The organism is Kitasatospora sp. NPDC127116 (assembly GCF_042677365.1).
GTDB classification, from domain to species: domain Bacteria; phylum Actinomycetota; class Actinomycetes; order Streptomycetales; family Streptomycetaceae; genus Kitasatospora; species Kitasatospora lactacystinica.
This window is the reverse complement of record NZ_JBHXTL010000094.1, coordinates 6,558-30,043: the sequence shown is the minus strand read 5'-3', so window position 1 is coordinate 30,043 and position 23,486 is coordinate 6,558. Positions and strand designations below refer to the sequence as shown.

Sequence of the window (23,486 nt, the reverse complement as noted above, 5' to 3'; positions counted from 1 at the left end):
GGGTTTTCAGTGCCCCTCCGGGCGGGTGCCGCAGGTCTCCATGCCCGACGGGACCGGTTCGGGCCCGCCGTCCGGGTCGCGGGTGAGCAGGTAGCGGGCGCCGGGGCCGGCCTCGCCGGCGCGGTCGGCGGCGTTGTAGAGGGCGCAGCGGGAGAGGGACAGGCAGCCGCAGCCGATGCAGCCGGTGAGCTTGGCCTTGAGCCGTTGGAGTTCGGCGATCTGCTCGTCGATCCGGCTCTGCCAGGACGCGGCGACCCGGTCCCACTCGGTGCCGCTGGGGGCCGGGCGCTCGGGGAGGCGGTCGAGGGCGACCTTCGCCTCGTCCAGGGACAGGCCCACCCGCTGGGCGGCGCGGATGAAGGCGATCCGGCGCAGCGTGCCGCGGGTGTAGCGGCGCTGGCCGCCGGAGGTGCGGGTGGCCTGGATCAGGTCGAGGCTCTCGTAGTAGCGCAGCGCGGAGGCGGCGAGGCCACTGCGGCGGGCGAGTTGGCCGATGGTGAGCAGGTCGCCGTGGTGCGGGCCGGGGGCCCGGCGGCCGTCGGAGTGGGCGGTCATGGGAACCCACTGTAGCCGCTTGACCTCAAGTCGGCTTTAAGGTGCAGCATCGTGGTCATGACGACGAACGCGACCGCCACGAACGCGACCGCCACGAACGCGACCGGCACCCGATTCGAGGACCTGCCCGCCCTGATGGCGCTGATGACCGGCGCCGAGAAGCACGGCCCGGCCGCCACCTCCACCCTGGACGCGCTCTGGGTGCTGTACGACCGGGTGCTGCGGGTGACCCCGGAGACCGCCAAGGCCCAGGACCGCGACCGCTTCCTGCTCTCCAAGGGCCACGGCCCGATGGCGTACTACGCCGTACTGGCGGCCAAGGGCTTCCTCGACCCGGCCGTGCTGCCGAGCTTCGGCGGCTACGACTCGCCGCTCGGCCACCACCCGGACCGCACCCTGCTCGCGGGCGTCGAGATCGCCTCCGGCTCGCTCGGACACGGCCTGCCGCTGGCCGTCGGCACCGCGCTCGGGCTGCGGGCCCAGGGCCTGACCGACCCGGCGGTGTGGGTGCTGGTCGGCGACGCGGAGTTCGACGAGGGCTCCAACGCCGAGGCGGTGGCCTTCGCCGGGGCCTACGGGCTGGAGCGGCTGCACGTGGTGGTGATCGACAACTCCTCGGCCACGCACGGCTGGCAGGGCGGCATCGCCCAGCGCTTCGCGGCCGAGGGCTGGTCGACCGCCACGGTGGACGGGCGCGACCACGAGGCGCTGCACCGCGCGTACACCGCGGAGCACCCGGGCCGCCCGCACGTGGTGGTCGCCCGGGTCGAGCCCAAGGAGCAGCACTGAGCACCCGGCGGCGGCCCCGCCCCGCCAAGACCGATCAGGCCGAGACCGATCAGGCCAAGACCGAGCCCCCGAGAGGAACTTCACCGATGGACACCATGCGCGAGCGCTTCGTGGACGTGACCACCCGCCTGCTGGACGAGGACCCCCGGCTGGCCGTGGTGCTCGCCGACATCACCGCCGCCGCCTTCGCCCCGGCACAGCGGCGCCACCCCGACCGGGTGGTCAACGTCGGCATCCGCGAGCAGCTGCTGATCGGCGCGACGGGCGGCCTGGCGCTCACCGGGATGCGTCCGATCGCCCACACCTTCGCCAGCTTCCTGATCGAGCGGCCCTTCGAACAGGTCAAGCTGGACCTCGTCCACCAGGGCGTCGGCGCCGTGCTGGTGAGCGCGGCGGGCTCGTACGACTGGCCGGCCGGCGGCCGCACCCACATGTCCCCGGGCGACGTCGCCCTGCTGGACACCCTGCCGGACTGGACGGTCCACGTCCCCGGCCACCCGGACGAGGCCGAGCAACTGCTGCGCCACGCCTACGCGGACGGCGACCGCAATGTGTACGTCCGGCTCTCGGAGCACCGGAACGCGGCCGCGGTGCCGGTCGAGCCGGGCCGCTTCACCACCGTCCGGTCCGGCTCGCGCGGAGCCGTGCTCGCCGTCGGGCCGATGCTGGACGCGGTGCTCGCGGCCACCGAGGGCCTGGACGTCGCCGTGCTGTACGCGGCGACGGTGCGCCCCTTCGACGCCGCCGGGCTGCGCGCGGCGCTCGGCGACCGGGCGGACGTGGTGCTGGTCGAGCCGTACCTGGCGGGCACCTCCGCGAACGAGGCGCACGCGGCGCTCGCCGACCGCCCGCACCGGGTGCTGGGCCTGGGGGTGCCGCGCGAGGAGCACCGGCACTACGGCTCGATCGCGGAGCACCTGGCCGCCTACGGCCTGGACGCCCCGGCGCTCCGGGAGCGGATCGGCACCTTCCTCCGGTGAGCCCGGCCGCTACGGTGAGCCCGGCCGCTCCGGTGGGCCCGGCCGCTACGGTGGGCCCGTCGTGCCGGCGGGCGTCCGGCCGGGCCGCACGGCGACGACCGCCACCGCGTCCGCCGCCAGCCGCACCGCCGTCCCCTCCAGCTCCGCCGCCCCGAAGGCCGCCACCACCTCGCGCCCGGTGGCCCCGAGCGGCAGCGCGGCCCCGTCCGGCCCGAGGTTGACGGCGATCCGGTACGGCCCCCGGTGCACCACCAGCCGGCCCGCCGCCTCGTCGAAGTCCGCGCGCACCGCGCCGAGGTCGGGGTCGGACAGCTCCGGGTGCTCGCGCCGCAGCCGGATCAACGTCCGGTACCACGTGAGCAGTTCGGCGTGGGGGGCGCGCCGGAGCTCGGTCCAGTCGAGGACCGAGCGCAGTACGGTGGCCGGCTCCTGGGGGTCTGGGACGGCCTCGGCGGCCCAGCCGTGCCCGGTGAACTCCCGGCGCCGGCCCTGCCGGACGGCCTCGGCGAGGTCCGGGTCGGTGTGGTCGGTGAAGTACTGCCAGGGGGTGGCGGCGCCCCACTCCTCGCCCATGAAGAGCATCGGGGTGAACGGTGAGGTGAGCACCAGCGCCGCGCCGCAGGCGAGCCGGCCGGGCGAGAGGCTGGTGGAGACGCGGTCCCCCAGCGCCCGGTTGCCGACCTGGTCGTGGGTCTGGAGGTAGCCGAGCAGCCGGTGGCCGTTGCCGGGCGGGGTGAACGGGCGTCCGTGCCGGCGGCCGCGGAACGAGGACCAGGTGCCGTCGTGGAAGAACCCCCGGGTGAGCGTCTTGGCGAGGGCGGCGAGCGGCGCGTGCGCGAAGTCCCCGTAGTAGCCCTGGGATTCGCCGGTGAGCGCGCAGTGCAGGGCGTGGTGGAAGTCGTCGCTCCACTGCGCGGTGAGGCCCTGTCCGCCCGCCTCGGGCGGGGCGGTGGTGGCCGGGGTGTTGAGGTCGGACTCGGCGATCAGGAACAGCGGCCGGTTGGTGGCGACCGCCAACCTCCCCACCTCGGCGGAGAGTTCCTCCAGGAAGTGGACGGCCCGGTCGTCCGCGAGGGCGTGCACGGCGTCCAGCCGCAGCCCGTCGATGCGGTAGTCGCGCAGCCAGGCCAGCGCGCTGCCGATCAGGTAGGCGCGCACCTCGTCCGAGCCGGGCGCGTCCAGGTTGACCGCCGAGCCCCACGGGGTGTGGTGCCGGTCGGTGAAGTACGGGCCGTACGCGGGAAGGTGGTTGCCGGACGGGCCGAGGTGGTTGTGCACCACGTCGAGCACCACCCCGAGGCCCTTGCGGTGGGCGGCGTCCACGAAGCGCTTGAGCCCCTCGGGCCCGCCGTAGGGCTCGTGGACGGCCCAGAGCGAGACCCCGTCGTAGCCCCAGCCGTGCCGGCCGGGGAACGGGCAGACCGGCATCAGCTCGACGAAGTCCACGCCCAACTCGACCAGGTGGTCCAGGCGTTCGGCGGCGGCGTCGAAGGTGCCGCGGGCGGTGAAGGTGCCCACGTGCAGCTCGTACAGCACCGCGCCGGGCAGCGCCCGGCCGCGCCGGCCGGGCCGCGACCAGCGGAACGCGGCGTGGTCCACCGCGCGGCTGGGCCCCTCCGGGCCGTGCGGCTGCCGGGCCGAGCGCGGGTCGGGCAGCGGCGGGCCGTCGTCCAGCCGGAAGGCGTAGTCGCCCGCCGGGGCCTCGCCGGACCACCAGCCGTCCCGGTCCGGGCAGCGGGCCAGGTCGTAGCCGAAGCCGTTGACGTCGACCCGCACGCGGGAGGCGGCGTTGGGCGCCCACACCTCGTAGCGCGGCATCAGTCCCTCCTCGTCAGCAGGGCCACCGGCAGGGCCGCCAGCAGCTCCGCCACCGGCACCGTGCCCGCCGGGAGGCCGCGCCCGGTCAGCTCGTCCGTCCAGGGCCCGCCGGCCGGCAGCTCCAGCACGGTGTCGCGCCAGCCGCCGGCCCGCTCCAGCCCGTACGGCAGCCGGGTGACGGCGGTGACCACGTCCCCGCCCCGGGCGAAGGCCAGCAGGTGGTCACCGGCGGGGCCCGCGGCGTGCAGCGGCCGGTACGGGCCGAGCGGGCGGGTGCGGCGCAGGTGCAGCGCGGTGGCGGTGAGGTGCAGCTTCTCCCGGGCGAGGTCGCCGGGGCGCGGCGCGGCCGCGTCGGTGAGCCGCACGGCGAGCGCGCCGAAGTCCACCACGCCCCGGTTGTCCGGGTCGACCAGGGTGTACAGCGGCTCCTCGCTGCCCTGGTAGAGGTCCGGCACGCCCGGCACGGTGAGGTGCAGCAGCGCGGCGGCCAGGGTGTTGGCGCGGGCGTACGGGGCGAGGGCGTGGACGGCGCCCTCGATCCGGGGGAGCAGCCCGGGGTTGGCGTGGACCGCGCGGGCGCGCTGCTCCAGGGCCCGCTCGTAGCGGGGGTCGGGGGTGGTCCAGGAGGTGTGGAGCTTGGCCTCGCGGGCGGACTTGAGCAGGGCGGCGACCAGCCGGTCCGGGTCGATCGGCCAGGCGGCGACCAGGGTGTGCCACAGCAGCCAGTCGGCGTCCGGGTCGAAGCCGGGTCCGGCGGCGGTGGACCAGGCGGCGGCCTCGGCGGCCCAGGCGTCCGGCCGCTCGGCGAGCACGGCGAGCCGGGCCCGGGCGTCGGCGCTGCGCTTGGTGTCGTGGGTGGACAGCACCGTCATGCTGTGCGGCCAGGCGCGCTCCAGGTAGCGGCACCAGTCGTGGAAGTCCGCGGGACGCAGTCCGGGCCGGGCGGGCTCGCCGCCGACCTCGTTGAGGCCGGGCAGGGCGTTCCAGCGGTAGAAGGCGGTGTCCTCGACGCCCTTGGCGGCCACCGCGGCGGCGGTCTGGGCGAAGCGGGTGCAGAACTCGTCCTTGTCGGCGCCCCGGCCCAGCTCGCCGAGCGCGAGCGCGGCCACCAGCCGGTCGGTCGGGTCGGCGGAGCCCTCCAGGGCGGCCCGCAGCTGCTGCGCCGAGGCGGCCGGGACCGCCTCGCCGGGCCGGGCGTACGGCCGGTACGCCGGGTAGCCGGTGAGCAGCCGGCCGAGCGCGGCCCGCAGCTGCCCCGGCGAGTGGTCGGCGTGCGCGGGCTCGGCGGCGCCGATCCGCAGCGCGATCCGTACCAGCCGGTCGACCTCGGCGGCGAGTTCGCCGTCCGGCCCGGCCATGTCGGCCCGCCCGCGGCGGGCCTCGGCGACGGCGGGGTGCGGGTCCGCGCAGACGTCCCGGACCGGGCCGCCGTGCCGGAAGGACTCGTACGCCCCGGCCAGCCGGCAGGCGCCCGCGTGGTCGGTGAGCACGCCGTCGATCCGGCGCAGCGCGTCGTAGCCGGTGGTGCCGGCCACCGGCCAGTCCTCGGGCAGCCGCTCCTCGCCGGTGAGGATCTTCTCGACCACGACGTACGCCCCGGCCGCGCCCCCCGCCTGCCCGCCGGTGGTGCCCGGCTCCCCGCCGGTGGCCGCTGCCAGGCGCCGCAGGTAGCCGCGCGGGTCGGCGAGCCCGTCCGGGTGGTCGATCCGGAAGCCGTCCAGGACGCCGTCCGCGTGCAGTCCGAGCAGGACGGCGTGGGTGGCGGCGAACACCTCCGGGTCCTCGGCCCGCAGGGCGATCAGCTCGTTGACGGTGAAGAAGCGCCGGTAGTTGAGCTCGGTGCGGGCCAGGCGCCACCAGGCGAGCCGGTACCACTGGCGGCCGAGCAGCTCGGGCAGCGGCAGCTCCTCGGTGCCGGGGCGCAGCGGCAGCTCGTGCTCGTGGTAGCGCAGCACGCCCCCCGCCGGGCGGCCGGGAGGCGCCCCCACGGCGTCCACGGTGAGCTGGTCCAGGACGGCGCCGAGCCGGTCGCCGAGCAGCGGCAGCAGCACCCGGCCGCGCCCGGGGGCGTCGGCGGGGCCGGCCTGGGCGGTCCAGTCGATGTCGAACCAGCGCGCGTACGGCGAGTCGGGACCGTCGCGCAGCACCTGCCACAGCGGCCGGTTGAGCCGTTCGGGGGCGGGCACGGCCATGTGGTTGGGCACCACGTCGGCGATCAGCCGCAGGCCGTGGCGGTGCGCGGCGGCGGCCAGTTCGCGCAGCGCCGGCTCGCCGCCGAGCTGCTCGCTGATCCGGGTGTGGTCGACGGTGTCGTAGCCGTGGGTGGAGCCGGGGACGGCCTCCAGCAGCGGGGACAGGTGCAGGTGGGAGACGCCGAGGGCGGCCAGGTAGGGGACGGCGCCGGTGGCGTCGCGGAGGGTGAAGCCGGGCTGGAGCTGGAGGCGGTACGACGACGAGGGGACGGTGGCGGCCGGGCGGGGCTGCGCGGGCTCGGCGGCGGGGGTCATAGCTCCATAGGTACCCGGGGGAGGCCGCCGCCAAGACCCGCTGCTGGCCCGAACAGGTGACCGCCCCCGGCCGTCCGAAGGGCCCGCGCCGCGTCCGGCGACCGGCCAGGCGGGGCGCCGCGGCACCGCCGGCACGGGCGCCCGGGTCAAGGCCCGCACGGACCGGAGCACCTAGGCGGGCCGCTGCAGCACCATCAGCGAGCGGTCGGTGAGCCAGAGGGCGTCCCCGGCCTTGACCCGGGCGCCGGTGCCGGGGGCGGGCAGCCGGGGCCGGGCGGTGTCGACCACGACCTGCCACTCCTGCCCGTGGTCGGCGGGCACGGTGAACTCCAGCGGTTCGGAGTGGGCGTTGAACATCAGCAGGAAGGAGTCGTCGACGATCCGGCCGCCGCGCCGGTCCGGTTCGGAGATCGCGTAGCCGTTGAGGAAGACGGTCAGCGACTTGGCGTAGCTGGTGCCCCAGTTGCGCTTGGTCATCTCCTCCCCGGTCGGGGTGAACCAGGCGATGTCGGTGAGGTCGTCGAAGCCGCCGGAGGCGGACACCGGCCGCCCGTGGAAGAACCGCCGCCTCCGGAACACCGGGTGGTCGCGGCGCAGCCAGATCATCCCCTGGGTGAACTCCAGCAGCCGCGCCTGCGGCCCGTCGCCCTCGGGCCAGTGCACCCAGGTGAGTTCGTTGTCCTGGCAGTAGGCGTTGTTGTTGCCCAGCTGGGTGCGGCAGAGCTCGTCGCCGTGCGAGAGCATCGGCACGCCCTGGGAGAGCATCAGGGTGGCGATGAAGTTGCGCTGCTGGCGCTCCCGCAGCTCCTCGACGGCCGGGTCGGCGGCGGGGCCCTCGGTGCCGCAGTTCCAGGAGCGGTTGAAGGACTCGCCGTCCCGGTTGTCCTCGCCGTTGGCGTCGTTGTGCTTCTCGTTGTACGAGACCAGGTCGCGCAGGGTGAAACCGTCGTGGCAGGTCACGAAGTTGATCGAGGCGATCGGGCGGCGGCCGTCGTCCTGGTAGAGGTCGGCGGAGCCGGTGAGCCGGGAGCCGAACTCGGCGAGGGTGGCGTTCTCGCCGCGCCACAGGTCCCGCACGGTGTCCCGGTACATGCCGTTCCACTCCGTCCACAGCGGGGGGAAGTTGCCCACCTGGTAGCCGCCCTCGCCGAGGTCCCAGGGTTCGGCGATCAGCTTGGCCTGGGAGACCACCGGGTCCTGCTGGACCAGGTCGAAGAAGGAGGACAGCCGGTCCACCTCGTGGAACTGCCGGGCGAGGGTGGCGGCGAGGTCGAAGCGGAAGCCGTCCACGTGCATCTCGGTGACCCAGTAGCGCAGCGAGTCCATGATCAGCTGGAGCACGTGCGGGCTGCGCATCAGCAGGCTGTTGCCGGTGCCGGTGGTGTCCTCGTAGAAGCGCTGGTCGCGGGCGAGGCGGTAGTAGGAGACGTTGTCCAGGCCGCGCAGCGACAGCGTCGGCCCCAGGTGGTTGCCCTCGGCGGTGTGGTTGTAGACGACGTCCAGGATCACCTCGATCCCGGCCGCGTGCAGCGCCTTGACCATGGACTTGAACTCCTGCACCTGCTGGCCGCGGTCGCCGGTGGAGGAGTAGGAGGAGTGCGGGGCGAAGAAGCCGACGGTGTTGTAGCCCCAGTAGTTGGCGAGGCCGAGGTCCCGCAGCCGGTGGTCGCGGACGAACTGGTGCACCGGCATCAGCTCGATCGCGGTGACGCCGAGCTTGGCCAGGTGCTCGATCACCGCCGGGTGGGCCAGGCCCGCGTACGTCCCGCGGATCTCCTCGGGGATGCCCGGGTGCAGCCGGGTCAGGCCCTTGACGTGGGCCTCGTAGATGACGGTGCGGTGGTAGTCGGTGCGCGGCGGCCGGTCGGTGCCCCAGTCGAAGTACGGGTTGATCACCACCGAGTGCATGGTGTGCGGGGCGGAGTCCAGGTCGTTGCGGCGCTCGGGGGCGCCGAAGTGGTAGCCGTAGACCGACTCGTCCCAGTCGATGTGCCCGCTCATCGCTTTGGCGTACGGGTCCAGCAGCAGCTTGGCGCTGTTGTGCCGCTGGCCCAGGCCCGGGTTGTACGGGCCGTGCACGCGGAAGCCGTACCGCTGGCCGGGCTGGACGCCCGGGAGGTAGGCGTGCCGGACGAAGGCGTCCGTCTCGCGCAGCTCGACGGCCGTCTCGGAGCCGTCCTCGGCGATCAGGCACAGCTCGATCCGGTCGGCGCTCTCGGAGAACACGGCGAAGTTGGTGCCGGCCCCGTCGTAGGTGGCGCCGAGCGGGTAGGGCGTACCGGGCCAGACCTGCATGACTTCTCAACTTCCTTGCTGCCGACGGAAACTGACGTGTGCTCCGACAACGGGACCGGCCGCCTGCCGGGGCCCGGACGCTCTCTTCCCGGCCGGGCGGCCGGGCATGTGCGTGACCGTGCGCCGTGACGCACGGCACAGCCGCCGTGACGCGCGGCACAGGGCATACTCCCCGAGCCCCTCCCCGGGGGCCGGGACATCCGGCCCGGGTTGGGCCGAACGAGCGCCCGTCGAGCATTCGTGTGAAGAGTGCTCCGGTGGTGCGGGAGGGGCCCCGGGCAACCGGCTGCGATCGGCTCGCGGCGGGCAGTACCCTTGATCGTCCGGCCGCCCGGGGCGGGCCGACAGGCTTTCGACGGTCCCCGCGCCCGCGGGGGCCGGCCGCAGCAACCAGATGAGGTGGCGCATGGTGTTCCCCGCCGGCGGCCGTGGTTCCGGGCCCGGCGGCCCCGACCGGGGCGCGACCCGCAGCGAGGCGCCCACGGTGGTCATGCGTCCCACCCTGACCGGCCGGGCCCTGGTGCCCGCCCAGGGCGGCCCGGTCGAGATACCCGCACTGGCCTGGTCGGCCGGCGAATGGGAGGACGCCTACCAGCGGGTCCGGCTGTCCGGCCGCGCCTACGTCTGGCTCAACCTGGTCGAACAGCGGCTGCGCGCCCTGGTCGACGAGGTGCTGCACCCGATCTACGCCCCCGCCCACGGCGAGGACTGGGTCACCGCCGCCGCCGGGCCGGCCGGCGAGGAGTGGGCGCACCGGGCCGGGGCCGTGCGCGAGGTCAGCCGCCGCAAGGGCTACCTCCTCGACCCGGCCGACGACGACCCGCTGGTCTTCCTCACCCTGCCCCAGCTGCGCGAACTGATGGTGCAGCACTGGCCCTGCTTCGAGCCGTACCTGGCCGACCGGCGCGAGATCGAGCTGGCGCTCGACGAGCTGGAGGTGGCCCGGCACGTGGTCTCCCGCAACCGGGTGCTCACCCAGACCGTGCTGGCCCAGACCGAGCGGGCCGCCGCCCGGCTGCTGGCCGTGCTGGACGGGGGCGCCGGCGGGGTGCCCGCCGACGTGGTCGAGTCCCTGGTGGCCGGCCGGTACGCGGACGTCGTCGCCGTGCACGCCGACCGGGTCCGGCTCCAGCGCGACCTCCCCGTCGAGGACCTGCTGGACGGCGCCCGGCGCCTCGACGCCCTCGGCATCGGCCTCGGCATGCTCTGCCAGAACTACACCGGCAAGCGCCTGGTGCGCCTGGCCGGCGAAGGCTGCCGGGTGCGGCTGCTCTTCCTCAACCCGGCGAGCAGCGCGGTGCGCCGCCGCGAACGCGAACTCGGCCTCGGCCGAAGCGAGTTGTCGCGCTCCATCGAGATGAACATCATGCACGTGCGGCGGGTGCGGGCCCGGCTGCGGGACCAGGGAGGCTTCGAGATCCGGGTCTTCGACGAAACCCCGCGCTTCACCGCCTACCTGGTCGAGGGCCCCCGCACGGCCGGCCAGGCGGGCGGCCGCCGGCAGGGCCGCGACCTCGGCGTCATCCAGCCCTACCTGCGCCGCGCCCGCGGCATGGAGTCCCCGGCCCTGGTGCTGCGCGGCGGCGCCGGCCAGCAGCCCGGCGGCACCGAGGCGGGACTGCTGGAGGTCTACCGCGAGGAGTTCGAGGGCGTCTGGGCCGACTCCCGGCCGGTGTCCTGACGAAAACGGCTGGTCGGAGCGGCGGCGCGGCTGCCAGACTGCGGGCCGTGAACAACGCCCCCGACTGGAGCCTGCGCCCCGCCGCGCCCGAGGACCTCGAACCCGTCACGGACCTCAAGGCCCAGGTCATGCGCGCCGACCTGGAACGCCTCGGCCGCTGGGACCCGGCCCGCTCCCGGGAGCGGGTGAGGGCGTCCTTCTCGACCAGGTACACCTCCGTACTCCTGGTGGACCGGGCCTTCGCCGGCTGCGTCACCGTCCGCCCCGACGAGCGGGGCGGACGCCACCTGGAGCTGTTCTACCTGGCCCCGCACCTCCAGGGGCGGGGCCTGGGCACCGCCGTGCTGCGCCACCTCCTCGCCGAGGCCGACGCCGCCGGAGAACCGTTCCGCCTCATCGTCCTCCGCGGCAGCGCCGCCCAGCGGCTGTACGAACGCCACGGCTTCACCGTCGTCCACGAGGATCCGGTCGACGTCTTCCTGTACCGCCCCGTCGGCGGGGCCGAGGTCCGCGCCGAAGTCCGCGCCGGAGCACGGCGGCTGACGGCATAACGATTCCCCCAAACCGCCTGGTCGGGGCCGTGGCCCCCGTGGTAGGTGTGGCTGCTGTGAAGATCACGGGGGAGAACGGGGCCGTCCTGCGCCTCGACGACGTACACCGCACCTACGGAACCGGCCCGGAGGCCGTACGGGCGCTCAGGGGGGTGGACGTCGAGTTCGCCCGCGGCGGCTTCACCGCCGTCATGGGCCCCTCCGGCTCCGGCAAGAGCACCCTGCTGCAGTGCTGCGCCGGCCTCGACCGGCCCGACAGCGGCCGGGTCACCCTGGACGGGGCCGACCTCGGCGCGCTGGGCGAGACCGAGCTCACCGTGCTGCGCCGCCAGCGGATCGGCTTCGTCTTCCAGGCCTTCAACCTGGTCGGCTCGCTCACCGCCGAACAGAACGTCGGCCTGCCGCTGCGGCTGGCCGGCCGCCGCCCCGACCCCGCGCAGGTCCGCCGGGCACTCGCCCAGGTCGGCCTCGGCGAGCGCGCCGGACACCTGCCCTCCCAGCTATCCGGCGGCCAGCAGCAGCGCGTCGCGATCGCCCGCGCGCTGATCACCCGGCCGCGCATGCTGTTCGCTGACGAACCGACCGGCGCCCTCGACTCCGCCAGCAGCCGCGACGTCCTCGCCCTGCTGCGCGACCTCGTCGACCAGGAGGGCCAGAGCACCGTCATGGTCACCCACGACCCGGTCGCCGCCGCCTACGCCGACCGCGTGCTCTTCCTCGCCGACGGCCGGATCGTCGACGACCTGCCCCACCCCACCGCCCAGCACGTCGCCGAGCGGATGACCGCCCTGGAGACGGCGGCATGACCTCGATCACCACCCTGCTGCCGGTCGCCACCGCGAGCCTGCGGCGGCGCAAGTCCGCCTTCGCCGGCTCCTACGTCGCCCTCACCCTCGGCGTCCTGCTCGTCGCCACCACCGGCAGCCTGCTCCACGACACCGCCGGCGACGACTCCCCGCTCGGCGCGCCCTCCCTGCACAAGGTGCTCCAGTTCACCGCCGCGATGGCCGCCTTCGTCGCCGTCTTCGTCGTCGCCGGGACCTTCGCCTTCGCCGTCGCCCAGCGCCGCCAGGAGATCGCGATGCTGCGCGCCGTCGGCGCCACGCCCCGGCAGATCGTCTGGCTGATCACCGGCGAGGCCGCCGTCGTCGCCCTCGCCGCCGCCGTCAGCGGCTGCCTGCTCTCGCTGCCCGGCGCACCCGCGCTCGCCGCCTGGCTGGTCGCTCGCGGCGCCGCCCCCGACGGATTCACCGCGCACCCCGCCGCCGGGCCGATGCTGCTCGCCGCCGCCGTCGGCCTCCTCGTCGCCCTGCTCGGCGCCGTCACCGCCGCCCTGCGGGCCGGCCGGGTGCGCGCCGTCGAGGCGCTCGGCGACGCCGCCGCCGACCGCGCGGCCATGACCCCGCTGCGCTGGACCTGCGCGCTGCTCGGCCTCACCGCCCTGGCCGGCACCGTCGGCTACTACCTGGCCGCGCCCACCATGGCCCCCGCCCCCGGCGACCAGCCCGACGACCCGCAACTCGCCTCCCAGTGGGTGCTCGGCGCCGACCTGCTCGCCGTCACCGCGCTCGCCCTGTTCGCACCGGCCGTCGTACCGCCGCTGCTGCGACTGCTCAGCGTCCCGCTCGCCCGGGCCGTCGCCGCCGCCCCGCTGCTCGCCCGGCAGAACGCCCTCACCGCCGTGCGCCGCACCGTCTCCACCGCCACCCCGGCCTTCCTCGCCATCGCGCTCACCGGCACCGTGGTCGGCTCCACCGCCGCCTTCGCCGACGCCATGACCGCCCAGAACCGGGCCCTCGCCGCCGCCGCGTACGTGCTGCGCCCCGGCGGCGCCCCACTGCCCGCCGACGCCGCCCACCGGCTCACCGCCGCCCGCCCCGGACTGCACGCCACCGCCACCACCGCCACCGTGGTCACCGGCCTCGGCGCCGCCGCCCCCGCCTTCGACGACCACGGCGAGGACTCGCCCGCGAGCGCGCCCTCCGCCGCCACCGTCGTCGACGGCGACCTCGCCACCGCCTGGACACTGCCCGCCGTCGACGGCAGCGCCGCCGACCTGCGCGGCGCCACCCTCGCCGCCTCCACCGACCAGGTCCGCGGCCACGGCTGGAAACTCGGCGACCAGGTCAACCTGCGCCTCGCCGACGGCACCGTCACCAGCCTGCGGCTCGCCCTCGTCTACCGCACCCAGCTCGGCCTGGACGAGATCCTGCTCAGCGGCGACGCCGTCGCCGGCCACCTGGCCGGCGCCCGCCCCGCCGCCGTCCACCTCGACGCCGAACCGGCCGACCGGCTCGGCGGCACCCTCACCGACGCCCACCACCCCGGGCCCGACCCCGGCGCCCACTACGCCTGGATCGCCACCACCACGATCCTCGGGCCCGCCCTGCTCTACGCGCTGATCGCGATCGTCAACACCATGGTGATGAGCACCGCCGACCGCCGGCGCGACTTCGGCGTACTGCGGCTGGCCGGGACGGTGCGCCGCCAGGTCACGTGGATGGTCGCGCTGGAGGCCGTCCTGGTCGTCGCCACCGCCGCCCTGCTCGCCCTCGCCGTCACCGCGCTCACCCAGTACGGCACCACCGCCCTGCTCAACCACCGCATCCTGGCCGGCCGGGCCACCGTCGCCCTGCGACTGCCCTGGGCACCGCTCGGCGCCGGCACGGCCCTGTGCCTGCTGCTCGCCGTCGCCTCCAGCGTCCTCCCCAGCCGGCTCGCCCTCGCCACCCCGCCCCGCTAGCCCACCCCGCTGGCTCACCCCGGCCGCCCCGGTCGCACCCCGCGACCGGGGCGGGCGGCATGACGGGCTCTCAGCACTCCCACGGGTTCGGCACGGCCGCGCCGGGCGGCTCGACGTCACCGCCGGACGCCCGTCCCGGCGCTCTTCGCGCCGGCCGCGAACGGTGCGGCATCGGGCCGAGGAGGGGGCACGGGCAGGACCGGGGCACCGCTCGGGGGCGGCCCCTTCGTCCGCGCCCGGGGCCCGGGCGGGCCCGTGACCGGGCTCCCCGCGGGCCGGGTTGTCGGTGGGCCGGGTGATGATAGGGGCTGTTTCGAGAGGCAGGACGGAAGGACACACCTGATGAGCTGGTGGCAGCAGCCACTGGTCGGCTTCGACCTGGAGACCACGGGCACCGACCCGGCCGTGGACCGCATCGTCACGGCCGCACTCGTGGACACCGTCGGGGCCGCCCGGGTGGGCGCCGCGCACTGGCTGCTCGACCCCGGGGTGCCGATACCCGCCGAGGCGGCGGCGATCCACGGGATCGGCGACGAGGTGGCGCGGAGCAAGGGCAGGCCCGCGAAGGAGGCGGTGGAGGAGATAGCCGCCGCGCTGTGCGAGCGGATCGCCGCCGGGCGGCCGGTGGTGGCGTTCAACGCGCCGTTCGACCTGTCGCTGCTCGACGCCGAGCTGCGCCGGCACGGGCTGGCGACGCTCGCCGAGCGCCTGGGCGGGCCGGTCGGGCCGGTGCTGGACGCTCTGGTGATCGACCGGGCCGTGGACAAGTACCGCAAGGGCTCGCGCACCCTGCAGCGGGTCTGCGAGCTGTACGGGGTGGAGCTGACGGACGCCCACGAGGCGGGCAGCGACGCGCTCGCCGCCGTCCGGGTCGCCGTCGCGCTGGCCGGGCGCTACCCGGCCGAGGTGGGGGCGCTGGAGCCCGCCGAACTGCACCGCCGGCAGATCGACTGGTACCGGCAGTGGGCCGAGGGCCTCCAGGCCTGGCTGCGCCGCGGCAAGGACCCGCAGGCGGTGGTCGACCCGCGCTGGCCCGCCCGGTGACGGCCGTGCGGCCCGCGCGCCCCGCGGACCTGCCCGGCTTCCTCGCCCTCGCCGCCGAGGTCGAGCACTGGTTCGGCCCGATGGTCGCCGAGCCGGGGTTCCACCGCGCGGTGCGCGGCAGCATCGACGGGGGCCTGGCGACCGTCGCCGAGGACGGCGAGGGGCTGCTCGGCGGCCTGCTGTTCGGCGCCGCGGGCCCGGGGCCGTACCACCTGCACTGGCTGGTGGTGGCCGGGCGCGCCCGGGGCACCGGTGTCGGCCGGGAGCTGGTCGAGGACGTGCTGCGCCGTCATGTCCGGGGCCCGGCCACCGTCGAGGTGGTGACCTTCGGCCCGGACCACCCGGGCGCGGTGGCGAGCGGCGCCCGGGTCTTCTACGAGCGGCTGGGTTTCACCCCGGCCGAGGCCGCCGCCCCGGGTCCGGAGGGCGGCTCCCGGCAGGTCTACCGGCTGCGCGTGCCCTGACGCGCCCGGACGGCCGCGGTGCGGGAGCCGTCCGTGCGGGAACCGTCCGGGGTACGGGAGCCGGCCGCGGTACGGGAACCGGGGACGCGGGGGAGAACCGGGGGAAACTCCGGAGCGCTCCGGCCGGAGCCGAGGCCCCGACGGCCCTGGCCCTACGCGGCCGGGAAGTCGAAGGTGTAGCCCTGGGCGACCAGCCAGGGCAGCAGCTGCTTGAGCGCGGCCACGGTCTGGCTGCGGTCGCCGCCGCCGTCGTGCATCAGGATCACGCCGCCGGGCCTGAGCTGCTTCTGCACGGCCGAGACGATGGCCGGCGTGCCCGGACGCGCCCAGTCGCGCGGGTCGACGGACCAGCCGAGGGAGGACATCCCGAGGCTCGCGGTGATGTGCTCGTTGTCGGCGTTGAAGCCGCCGCCCGGGGCGCGGAACCAGCCGACCCCGGTGCCGGGGCCGCCGGCCTGGACGATCATGTTCCGGGCGTCGGTGATCTCGGCCACGGCCTTGTCGTGCGGGAGCTTGGCGAACGGCTGCGGGTGGTGGACGCTGTGGTCGCAGAGCCGGTGCCCGGCGGCCAGGACGCGCTTGACCATGGCGGGGTTGGCGGCGGCGTTCTGGCCGATCTGGCAGAAGGTGGCCTTGACGTGGTACTGGGCCAGCAGGTCGAGGATCTGGCCGGTGGCCGGGCCGGGGCCGTCGTCGAAGGTGAGCGCCACGGTGCGGCCGCCGGAGGCGGTGGAGCCGATCACGGTGCCCGCGCCGGTGTGCGAGGACGGTGCGGCGGTCGAGGACGGCGCGGCGGGCGAGGTGGCCGGTGGGGCCTGGGTGGCCGGAGCGGTGGATGTGATGGGCGTGGTGGGAGCGGTCGGCACGGTGGAGACGGGGGAGCCCGTGGCCGCGGTCGGCCTCGGCTTCGCCGGCACCGCCGGTGCGGGGGCGGCCGGTTCGGTGGCGGCCGGGGAGCCCGCGCCCGGTGGCACGGCGTCCGCTCCGGGCGCCGGTGCGACGGTGGCCGCCGCCGTCCCGCCCGGTTCGGTGGCGGCCGGCGACTGCGTCCCGGACGGCGCCGCCGCGCTCGGCGGCCGGAGCGCCCCGCTGGCGGTCCCGCACGCGGCCAGCCCCAGGGCGGCGGCCACCGCGACGCAGCCCGCGAGCAGCCGGCGCCTGGATCGGGACGGTCGGGTCGGGGCGGAGGGGCGGCGGGCGGTCCGGTGCATGGCGGCGGCTCCTGAGGTGCGAGTGCGGTGCCGATCTCTCGGGTCAGGACGACTGTCCGACAGGACGCCGATCGTACGTTCCGCGGTTGCGGACCGGACCGACCCGCCGTAAGAGTCTTCTCACACTCGCCCCGCTGGCGGCCCCGCCGCTCCACGGGTAACGGGGAGGGCCGTCAGAAGGGGTACCAGCGCACCTCGGTGGCCCCGTCCCGCAGCGAGTCGACCCGGCGCCGGAACTCCTTCAGCGCGGCCGGGTTGCTGGCCGCCTGCTGCGCCACCCAGGAGGCGCTGGCGGTCTCCCGGGCGCCGCGCAGCACCGTGAAGCCGGGCCACTCGCGCACGTCCCAGCCGTACGCCCCGGTGAACGCGCGGTACTCCTCGACGGGCACGCCGTAGCGGTCCTGGCTGAGGGCGAGGACCACCAGGTCGTGCTCGCGCAGGTCGTTCGCCATGAACTCCAGGTCGAGCAGCACCGGCCCGTCCGGGCCGATGTGGAGGTTGCGCGGCAGCGCGTCGCCGTGGATCACCCCGGGGTGCAGCTGCGGGACGAGGTCGGGCAGGGCGGCCGCGAAGGCGTCCCGGCGGTGGCGCAGGAAGGCGACGTCCACCGGGTCGACGTGGCCCTCGGCGGAGGCCAGCCAGCGCTCGACCGGGGCCAGCAGGTCGCGCCGGCCGAGGGTGAAGGGCGGCAGCGGCAGCTGGTGCAGGGCGTGCAGCAGCGGGGCGAGGTCGACCGGGCGGGCGGGCCGGACGGCGGGCGCGAGCCGGTGCCAGAAGGTGACCGGGTGGCCGTCGGCCAGCTGCGGCTCGGGCGCCACCGCGTCGTACGGGCGGACCACCGGGACGTCCTGGCCGGCCAGCCAGTGGGCCAGGGCCAGTTCGCGGTGGGCGCGGTCGTACAGCTCGGGGCCGCGGCCGACCTTGGCGACCACGGCCGGGTCGCCGAGGTCGAAGACGGCGTTCTCGCCGAGCGCGAGCAGCGTGGCCCCGTCGGGGGCGGCCAGCCCGGCCGACTCGCAGGCCCGGGCGAGCAGCAGCCGGGCGCGGCCCTCGTCGAAGGGGATCATGACTGGGTTTCCGTTCCGCCGACGTTCATCCGGGGAACCCCGGACGGTGATCATCATGACGCAAGGACGCCGGGCCCCGCGCGCTGCGGAGCCCGGCGTCGGGCGGGTCGGAGGGGGCTCCGACGGGTCTCGGAGGGGTTCTCGGAGGGGTCGGGACGCCGGGGCTCCGAGGTTGCCGGGGGTGCCGGGGGAGGCTCAGACCTCGGCCCGGTGGCGCGCCCCCTGCGCCGGGGCGGCCGGCGGCCCGTGCGGGGCCGGGTCGGTGCCGGGCGGCGGGACGGACTCGCCGTGCGAGAGGTCCGGCAGCCAGTTCAGCCAGCGCGGCAGGTACCAGTTGCGCTCGCCGAGCAGGGTCATCACCGAGGGCAGCAGCACCGCGCGGATCACCGTGGCGTCGATCAGCACCGCGACCGCCAGGCCCACGCCCATCTGCTTCATCACCTGCATGGACAGCGAGCCGAAGACCGAGAACACCGCCACCATGATCACCGCGGCGCTGGTGACCACCCCGGCCGTGGAGCGGATGCCGTGGGCGATCGCGTCCCGGGTCGGCAGGCCGCGGTCGTGGCCCTCCTTGATCCGGGAGACCACGAAGACGTGGTAGTCCATCGAGAGTCCGAAGAGGATCACGAAGAGGAACAGCGGCACCCAGGACTCCACCGCGCCGACCCCGGCGGTGCCCAGCAGCGAGGCGCCCATGCCGTGCTGGAACACCAGCGTCAGCACCCCGTACGCGGCGCCCACCGAGAGCAGGTTGAGCACCACGGCGGTGAGGGCGACGACCGGGGAGCGGAACGAGGTGAGCATCAGCAGGAAGGCGAGGACCACCACGAAGCCGAGGACCAGCGGCATCGAGCCGGTCATCTTCCGGTTGAAGTCGTACGAGGCGGCGGTCTGGCCGGTGACCGGGGCCTCGGTGCCGGGCACCGCGAGCACGGTGGCGGGCACCAGGTCCTCGCGCAGGCTCCGCAGGGCTTCGTTGCTGGTGGCGTCGTTGCCGGTGCCGTTGAGCGGGATGTCGACGGTGGCCACGTTCTTGTCGGGGTGCACCGTGACCTCCACCGGGCCGTGCATCCGTCCGCCGGCCAGCGCCCTGGCCCTGAGCTCGGCGATCGCGGCGGTCATCGCGGGGGAGTCGATGTCGGCGGCCCTGATCACCACGGTGGCGGGGGCGGGGCTGCCCGGGAAGGCGGCCTCGATCTTCTGCGAGGCGGCGACCAGGGCGTTGCCCGCGGGCAGCTGCTGCTGGAAGGTCAGCTTGGCGGTGTGCATGGTGAGCAGCGGTGCGGCCACGGCCAGCAGGAAGGCGCCGGCGAGGACGGTGGCGGCCAGCGGGTGGCGCAGCACCGGGGTCAGCACCGCGTTCCAGAACCGTCCGCCGCTCCGGTCCCCGGCGGCCGGGCGGCGCGGCCTGGCGAGGAACGGCACCCGGCCCTTCTCGACCCGGTCGCCGAGCATCGACAGCAGTGCGGGCAGCACGGTGAGCGAGCCGAGCACGGCGGTGATCACGACCACGATGGTGGCGAAGGCCATCGCCTTGAAGGTGGCGATCCCGGTGAGGAACATGCCGGCCATGGCGACCACCACGGTGACGCCGGAGACCAGTACGGTCCGGCCGCTGGTGGCGGCGGCCACGGCCAGCGCGGTGGCGGCGTCGCGTCCGGCGGCCCGCTCCTCGCGCTCGCGGCGCAGGTAGAAGAGGCAGTAGTCGACGCCGACGGCGAGGCCGACCAGCAGCATCACCGAGGAGGCGTCGCCGCTGGTGTGCAGGAACCCGCTGCTGAGGGCGACCAGCCCGGCGGCGGCGACGAAGGCGGTGAGCGCGAGCACCACCGGCAGCACGGCGGCGACCAGCGCGCCGAAGGCGATCAGCAGGATGCCGAGGGCGAGCGGCACGGCCGTCCACTCGGCGCGGGCGAAGTCGTTCGTGAGCTGGTCCTGCATCCACTTGTCGGAGCTGGCGTCGCCGAGCTGGACCACGGTGAGGTCGGGGTGCTGCCGCTGCACGCCGGCCACCGCGTCCAGCACCGGCTGGACGTGGTCCGGCGCCTGCTCGCGGTCGCCCTTGAGCGTCAGCGTCACGAGCGCGGAGTGGCCGTCCGCGGAGACCGCCCGGGTGTCGTACGGCGAGCGGACCTCGGCGGCCTTTCCGGTGCCGTTCACCGCGGCGACCACCTGGCCGACGGCGGCGCGGAACTCCGGGTCGTCGGCGTTGCGGGTGGTGCTCTGGACCAGGACGGTCTCGCCCGCCGGGCTCTGCAGCCCGGCCTCGTCGAGGATCCGCGCGGCCCGGGAGACCTGTCCGGGGATCGACTCGGCCTCGGTCACCTTGGTGCTGCCGTGCGCGGTGCCGAGCGCGGCGGCCAGGACGACGAAGAGCAGCCAGCCGAACACGGCGGTCTTGCGGTGCCGGGCGCTCCAGGCGCCCATGGCGGCCGCCGGGCCGAGTCTGGACTTCACGGGCTTCACGGTGGGTCTTCCCCCCTGGGAGAGCGGCGGTGGTCGCCGGACGGGAGCGGCGGCGGCCCTGGGTCGGGGGAGCCGCCGGTCGCGGTGCGCCGGCTGCTGTCCGGCGTCCCGATCGACAGTAGGGAAGCGGGGGTTGACGGGTAATCCGGCTGGCGGGTGGCCCTCTCCTGGTGTTCTCCTCGGGTCCGGGGTGGGGTTTTCCCTACCCCCGGACCCCGAGATCTCCTCCTGGGGGGTAGGGGATGCGCCTCCACCCTGAGGGGGAGAAGACTCCACCCGGAGCACGAGGTCTACAGGGCTGCGGGCGGGGGAAACTGGGGCGGGGCCGCTTCGGGGCGGCCTACGGGGGTTGAAGCACACGGGGGCTCCTTGCCGGGCGGCAAGCAAGTGCTCGTAGGATGATGCCCCAGATTCACTTACCTGCCGACCGGCAAGGGAGTGCCCGCCGGGCATTCCCCGAGCCGGTCCTGCCGTCGCCCAGCGTCCCGTCCCCCAAGGGCTGCGGTGAACCATGCCCAGGAGGCATCACGAGCATGTTCCACCGACTTGGACAATTCGTCGTTCGCCGTGCGTGGTGGGTGATCGCCGCATGGATCGTCGCGATGGTCGCCATCGTCGCGACGGCGCCGAAGATCACCGCGCAGACGGACGAGGCGTCGTTCCTCCCCAAGCACTACGAGTCGATCCAGGCCGCCGCGCTCCAGGAACAGGCGTTCCCGGCCAGCTTCACGCCGTCCGCGCTGGCACTCTTCGAGCGCAACGACGGCGGTGCGCTGAACGAGGGCGACAAGGCCGCGATGGCCAAGATCGTCCAGGGCCTCACGGACAAGAAGATCGAGGCGGTCGAGAAGATCATCCCGGTCGGCGAGCAGACCACGTCCAAGGACGGCAAGTACGCGCTCGCGCCGATAGCCATCGACAAGACCAAGCAGCAGGACCCCAAGGCGTTCGGCGACGTCGCCAAGCACCTCCGCGAGGAGGGCAAGGCACTCAGCGCGGGCACCGACGTCAAGTTCCAGCTCGGTGGCGCCGCCGCCCAGTCGCTGGACCAGCAGGACGCCTCCGGCTCGGCCGACGCCCTCATCGGACTGGCGACGATCGTCCTGGTCGCGATCATCGTCGGGATCATCTTCCGCAGCATCCTGGCCGGCCTGCTGCCGCTCCTGGTCTCGCTCGTGGTCGCCATGCCGACCTCCAACGGCCTGATCAACTACGCCACCAAGGCCTTCGGCCTCGAAAGCACCCCGATACTCTCGGCGATCCTGATCGTCGTCGTGCTCGGCGTCGGCACCGACTACTTCCTCTTCCTGGCGTTCCGCTACCGCGAGCGGCTGCGGGCCGGTGACGACCGCAAGGAGGCCGTGGCCAACGCGGTCGGGCGGGTCGGCGAGGCGATCGCCTCCGCCGCCGGCGCGGTCACCGTCGCCTTCGCCGTGCTGATCCTCTCCAGCCTGGGCATGTTCAAGGCCCTCGGCCCCGCCCTGGCCATCGCCGTCGTGGTCACCGCCTTCGCCTCGCTCACCCTGGCCCCGGCCCTGCTCGCGGTCATCCCGGCCCGTGCCGTGTTCTGGCCGGGCAAGAAGTGGATGCGGGAGCCGAACGACGCGCGCTTCGCCGCGCTCGGCCGGATGATGCAGAAGCGCCCGGCGGTGGTCGCGCTCGCCTCCGGCGGCGTGCTGCTGGCGCTGTCCGTCGGCGCCCTGGGCTACAACGGCACCTTCGACCTCGCGGGCAGCTCCATGCCCAAGGAGAAGGAGTCGATGGTCGTTCAGGACAAGATGATCCACGGCTTCTCCGCCGGTGCGGCCGACCCGACCCACGTCTTCCTCACCAGCACCAGCGGCGCCAAGCTCGACCCGGGCGCGTTCGACTCCTACGCCGCCAAGCTCGGCGAGGTCTCCGGAGTGGCCCAGGCCGCGCCGAAGCCCCAGCTCAGCGCGGACGGCGCGACGGCCGACTTCACCGTCATGCTGAAGGACAAGCCGGACAGCAACGAGGCGATCGCGACCCTCACCCGGCTCCGGGAGGCCGCGCACGGCCAGGTGCCGGCCGGGACCGAGGCGAAGGTCGGCGGCCTGACCGCCATCTACAAGGACATCAACCTCGCGATGACCCACGACTACAAGTTGGTCTTCCCGATCGCGGGTCTGCTGATCCTGCTCATCCTCGGCCTGCAGCTGCGCAGCGTCGTCGCCCCCTGGTACCTGATGGCCTCGGTCGGCCTGGGCTTCACCGCCACCCTCGGCGCCACCACGCTGCTCTTCCAGAACCTCGGCGGCGAGACCGGCCTGATGTTCATGCTGCCGATCCTCATCTACCTCTTCGTGGTGGCGATCGGCACCGACTACAACATCCTGATCATCGCCCGCCTCCGCGAGGAGGCCCGCGAGGGCCGCAACCCGCGTGAGGCCGCGCGCGAGGCGCTGCGCCACGGCGGCCCGACCGTCGCGGCAGCCGGCTTCATCCTGGCCGCGTCCTTCGCGACCTTCATGCTCGCGGGCAACATCTTCATGCTGGAGTTCGGCTTCGCGATGGCCTTCGGCATCATCCTGGCCGCCTTCGTGATGGCGATGTTCTTCACCCCGGCGCTCACCGCGCTGATCGGCAACAAGGCCTGGTGGCCCGGCCACGGCGCCGACCCCGGCCACGGTCACGGCCACGGCGAGGGCCCGGCCCCGCTGCCCGGCACGCACGGCATGCCGGAGCCGGCCGGCCGGCACTGACCCGACCGGTCGGCCCTGGTCCGACCGGGTCCGCGAGGACAGGCGGCGTCCCGCTTCGGCGGGGCGCCGCTGCCCCTTTGCCGGAGCCGCCAAACGTGATCTCCGAGGCGGAAAATCCCCGGTCACGCCCGGTTCCACCGTGCTACAGTCGATGCAGTTGCAGTTTTGGTTCCCATGAACGTGGTGTGCGCCTGCTGGTTCCAACCGACAGGCGCATTTGTTTTGTCCGGTGTTTCAGTCTCCGGATGGGGATCGCGGCTACTTGGGGATCCACGAGGTGTGGGTCCCTGATGCCCCAGTTAGAGGAGACGGTTATGGCTACCGGCACCGTGAAGTGGTTCAACAGCGAAAAGGGCTTCGGCTTCATCGAGCAGGATGGTGGCGGCGCCGACGTGTTCGCCCACTACTCGAACATCCAGGCTCAGGGCTTCCGTGAGCTGTTCGAGGGCCAGAAGGTCGAGTTCGACGTCACCCAGGGCCAGAAGGGCCCGCAGGCCGAGAACATCCAGATCATCGGCTGACGTCAGCTCCACGCTGACTCGCGATCATCGCGAAGCGGGGGCCCGCACCGCACGGTGCGGGCCCCCCC

General features: G+C 74.8%; 17 protein-coding genes. 10 read left to right on the top strand and 7 right to left on the bottom strand.

Going from position 1 to position 23,486, the window contains the following annotated elements; genetic code table 11:
• Positions 1–6: 6 nt before the first annotated feature.
• Entirely contained in the window at positions 7–555 is a 549-nt protein-coding gene (gene soxR / locus ACFVHV_RS30510) for a redox-sensitive transcriptional activator SoxR (RefSeq protein ID WP_359909625.1), read from the bottom strand.
• 57 nt (positions 556–612) lie between these two features.
• Between soxR and ACFVHV_RS30505 the strand changes: the two genes are divergently transcribed.
• Both ACFVHV_RS30505 and ACFVHV_RS30500 read left to right on the top strand, forming a co-directional pair.
• On the top strand, positions 613–1,344 hold the full coding sequence (locus ACFVHV_RS30505; protein WP_380355262.1) for a thiamine pyrophosphate-dependent enzyme: 732 nt from the start codon (positions 613–615) through the stop codon (positions 1,342–1,344).
• Between the two features lie 86 nt (positions 1,345–1,430).
• Positions 1,431–2,324, top strand: a complete 894-nt coding sequence (locus ACFVHV_RS30500) for a transketolase C-terminal domain-containing protein (RefSeq protein ID WP_359909632.1) — start codon at positions 1,431–1,433, stop codon at positions 2,322–2,324.
• A 45-nt stretch (positions 2,325–2,369) separates the two neighbouring features.
• On the opposite strand, the gene treZ is transcribed toward ACFVHV_RS30500, so the two are convergent.
• The 3 genes from treZ to glgX all read right to left on the bottom strand — a co-directional run bounded on the left by treZ (position 2,370) and on the right by glgX (position 8,944).
• Positions 2,370–4,142, bottom strand: coding sequence for a malto-oligosyltrehalose trehalohydrolase (gene treZ / locus ACFVHV_RS30495; protein ID WP_380355259.1), 1,773 nt, complete (start codon positions 4,140–4,142; stop codon positions 2,370–2,372).
• Positions 4,142–6,649, bottom strand: coding sequence for a malto-oligosyltrehalose synthase (gene treY, locus ACFVHV_RS30490; RefSeq protein WP_359909638.1), 2,508 nt, complete (start codon positions 6,647–6,649; stop codon positions 4,142–4,144). The genes treZ and treY overlap by 1 nt, the downstream gene beginning before the upstream one ends.
• Positions 6,650–6,820: 171 nt before the next feature.
• Positions 6,821–8,944, bottom strand: a complete 2,124-nt coding sequence (gene glgX, locus ACFVHV_RS30485; RefSeq protein ID WP_359909641.1) for a glycogen debranching protein GlgX — start codon at positions 8,942–8,944, stop codon at positions 6,821–6,823.
• A 490-nt stretch (positions 8,945–9,434) separates the two neighbouring features.
• Between glgX and ACFVHV_RS30480 the strand changes: the two genes are divergently transcribed.
• From ACFVHV_RS30480 to ACFVHV_RS30455, 6 genes are all read left to right on the top strand, one after another.
• Entirely contained in the window at positions 9,435–10,625 is a 1,191-nt protein-coding gene (locus tag ACFVHV_RS30480) for an SAV2148 family HEPN domain-containing protein (RefSeq protein ID WP_359909683.1), read from the top strand.
• 47 nt (positions 10,626–10,672) lie between these two features.
• Positions 10,673–11,176: a GNAT family N-acetyltransferase gene (locus ACFVHV_RS30475; RefSeq protein WP_359909644.1), complete on the top strand. Its 504-nt coding sequence runs from the start codon at positions 10,673–10,675 to the stop codon at positions 11,174–11,176.
• Between the two features lie 56 nt (positions 11,177–11,232).
• Positions 11,233–11,982 carry an ABC transporter ATP-binding protein gene (locus tag ACFVHV_RS30470; RefSeq protein ID WP_359909647.1) on the top strand — a complete coding sequence of 250 codons (750 nt, stop codon included), beginning with the start codon at positions 11,233–11,235 and terminating at the stop codon, positions 11,980–11,982.
• Positions 11,979–13,919, top strand: coding sequence for an FtsX-like permease family protein (locus tag ACFVHV_RS30465; RefSeq protein ID WP_380355254.1), 1,941 nt, complete (start codon positions 11,979–11,981; stop codon positions 13,917–13,919). Before ACFVHV_RS30470 ends, ACFVHV_RS30465 begins: the two co-directional genes overlap by 4 nt.
• A 342-nt stretch (positions 13,920–14,261) precedes the next feature.
• Complete coding sequence (locus ACFVHV_RS30460; RefSeq protein WP_359909653.1) at positions 14,262–14,963, top strand: exonuclease domain-containing protein; 702 nt, start codon at positions 14,262–14,264, stop codon at positions 14,961–14,963.
• Entirely contained in the window at positions 14,960–15,427 is a 468-nt protein-coding gene (locus ACFVHV_RS30455) for a GNAT family N-acetyltransferase (RefSeq protein WP_380355251.1), read from the top strand. Before ACFVHV_RS30460 ends, ACFVHV_RS30455 begins: the two co-directional genes overlap by 4 nt.
• 152 nt (positions 15,428–15,579) lie before the next feature.
• On the opposite strand, the gene ACFVHV_RS30450 is transcribed toward ACFVHV_RS30455, so the two are convergent.
• From ACFVHV_RS30450 to ACFVHV_RS30440, 3 genes are all read right to left on the bottom strand, one after another.
• The gene (locus ACFVHV_RS30450) at positions 15,580–16,638 is read right to left on the bottom strand and encodes a polysaccharide deacetylase family protein (RefSeq protein WP_380355248.1); all 1,059 of its coding nucleotides are present in this window, start codon (positions 16,636–16,638) and stop codon (positions 15,580–15,582) included.
• 173 nt (positions 16,639–16,811) lie between these two features.
• The gene (locus tag ACFVHV_RS30445; protein ID WP_359909662.1) at positions 16,812–17,705 is read right to left on the bottom strand and encodes an aminoglycoside phosphotransferase family protein; all 894 of its coding nucleotides are present in this window, start codon (positions 17,703–17,705) and stop codon (positions 16,812–16,814) included.
• A 195-nt stretch (positions 17,706–17,900) separates the two neighbouring features.
• Positions 17,901–20,135, bottom strand: a complete 2,235-nt coding sequence (locus ACFVHV_RS30440; protein WP_380355286.1) for an MMPL family transporter — start codon at positions 20,133–20,135, stop codon at positions 17,901–17,903.
• A 572-nt stretch (positions 20,136–20,707) separates the two neighbouring features.
• Between ACFVHV_RS30440 and ACFVHV_RS30435 the strand changes: the two genes are divergently transcribed.
• Both ACFVHV_RS30435 and ACFVHV_RS30430 read left to right on the top strand, forming a co-directional pair.
• Complete coding sequence (locus ACFVHV_RS30435) at positions 20,708–22,897, top strand: MMPL family transporter (RefSeq protein ID WP_380355245.1); 2,190 nt, start codon at positions 20,708–20,710, stop codon at positions 22,895–22,897.
• 314 nt (positions 22,898–23,211) lie between these two features.
• Complete coding sequence (locus ACFVHV_RS30430; RefSeq protein ID WP_030060364.1) at positions 23,212–23,418, top strand: cold-shock protein; 207 nt, start codon at positions 23,212–23,214, stop codon at positions 23,416–23,418.
• The last annotated feature ends 68 nt before the right edge of the window (positions 23,419–23,486 follow it).

Bases quoted from the DNA above. Each gene is read 5' to 3' on its own strand.
- soxR (WP_359909625.1), bottom strand. From the start codon at position 555: ATGACCGCCCACTCCGACGGCCGCCGGGCCCCCGGCCCGCACCACGGC.
- ACFVHV_RS30505 (WP_380355262.1), top strand. From the start codon at position 613: ATGACGACGAACGCGACCGCCACGAACGCGACCGCCACGAACGCGACC.
- ACFVHV_RS30500 (WP_359909632.1), top strand. From the start codon at position 1,431: ATGGACACCATGCGCGAGCGCTTCGTGGACGTGACCACCCGCCTGCTG.
- treZ (WP_380355259.1), bottom strand. From the start codon at position 4,142: ATGCCGCGCTACGAGGTGTGGGCGCCCAACGCCGCCTCCCGCGTGCGG.
- treY (WP_359909638.1), bottom strand. From the start codon at position 6,649: ATGACCCCCGCCGCCGAGCCCGCGCAGCCCCGCCCGGCCGCCACCGTC.
- glgX (WP_359909641.1), bottom strand. From the start codon at position 8,944: ATGCAGGTCTGGCCCGGTACGCCCTACCCGCTCGGCGCCACCTACGAC.
- ACFVHV_RS30480 (WP_359909683.1), top strand. From the start codon at position 9,435: ATGCGTCCCACCCTGACCGGCCGGGCCCTGGTGCCCGCCCAGGGCGGC.
- ACFVHV_RS30465 (WP_380355254.1), top strand. From the start codon at position 11,979: ATGACCTCGATCACCACCCTGCTGCCGGTCGCCACCGCGAGCCTGCGG.
- ACFVHV_RS30460 (WP_359909653.1), top strand. From the start codon at position 14,262: ATGAGCTGGTGGCAGCAGCCACTGGTCGGCTTCGACCTGGAGACCACG.
- ACFVHV_RS30450 (WP_380355248.1), bottom strand. From the start codon at position 16,638: ATGCACCGGACCGCCCGCCGCCCCTCCGCCCCGACCCGACCGTCCCGA.
- ACFVHV_RS30445 (WP_359909662.1), bottom strand. From the start codon at position 17,705: ATGATCCCCTTCGACGAGGGCCGCGCCCGGCTGCTGCTCGCCCGGGCC.
- ACFVHV_RS30440 (WP_380355286.1), bottom strand. From the start codon at position 20,135: ATGGGCGCCTGGAGCGCCCGGCACCGCAAGACCGCCGTGTTCGGCTGG.
- ACFVHV_RS30435 (WP_380355245.1), top strand. From the start codon at position 20,708: ATGTTCCACCGACTTGGACAATTCGTCGTTCGCCGTGCGTGGTGGGTG.
- ACFVHV_RS30430 (WP_030060364.1), top strand. From the start codon at position 23,212: ATGGCTACCGGCACCGTGAAGTGGTTCAACAGCGAAAAGGGCTTCGGC.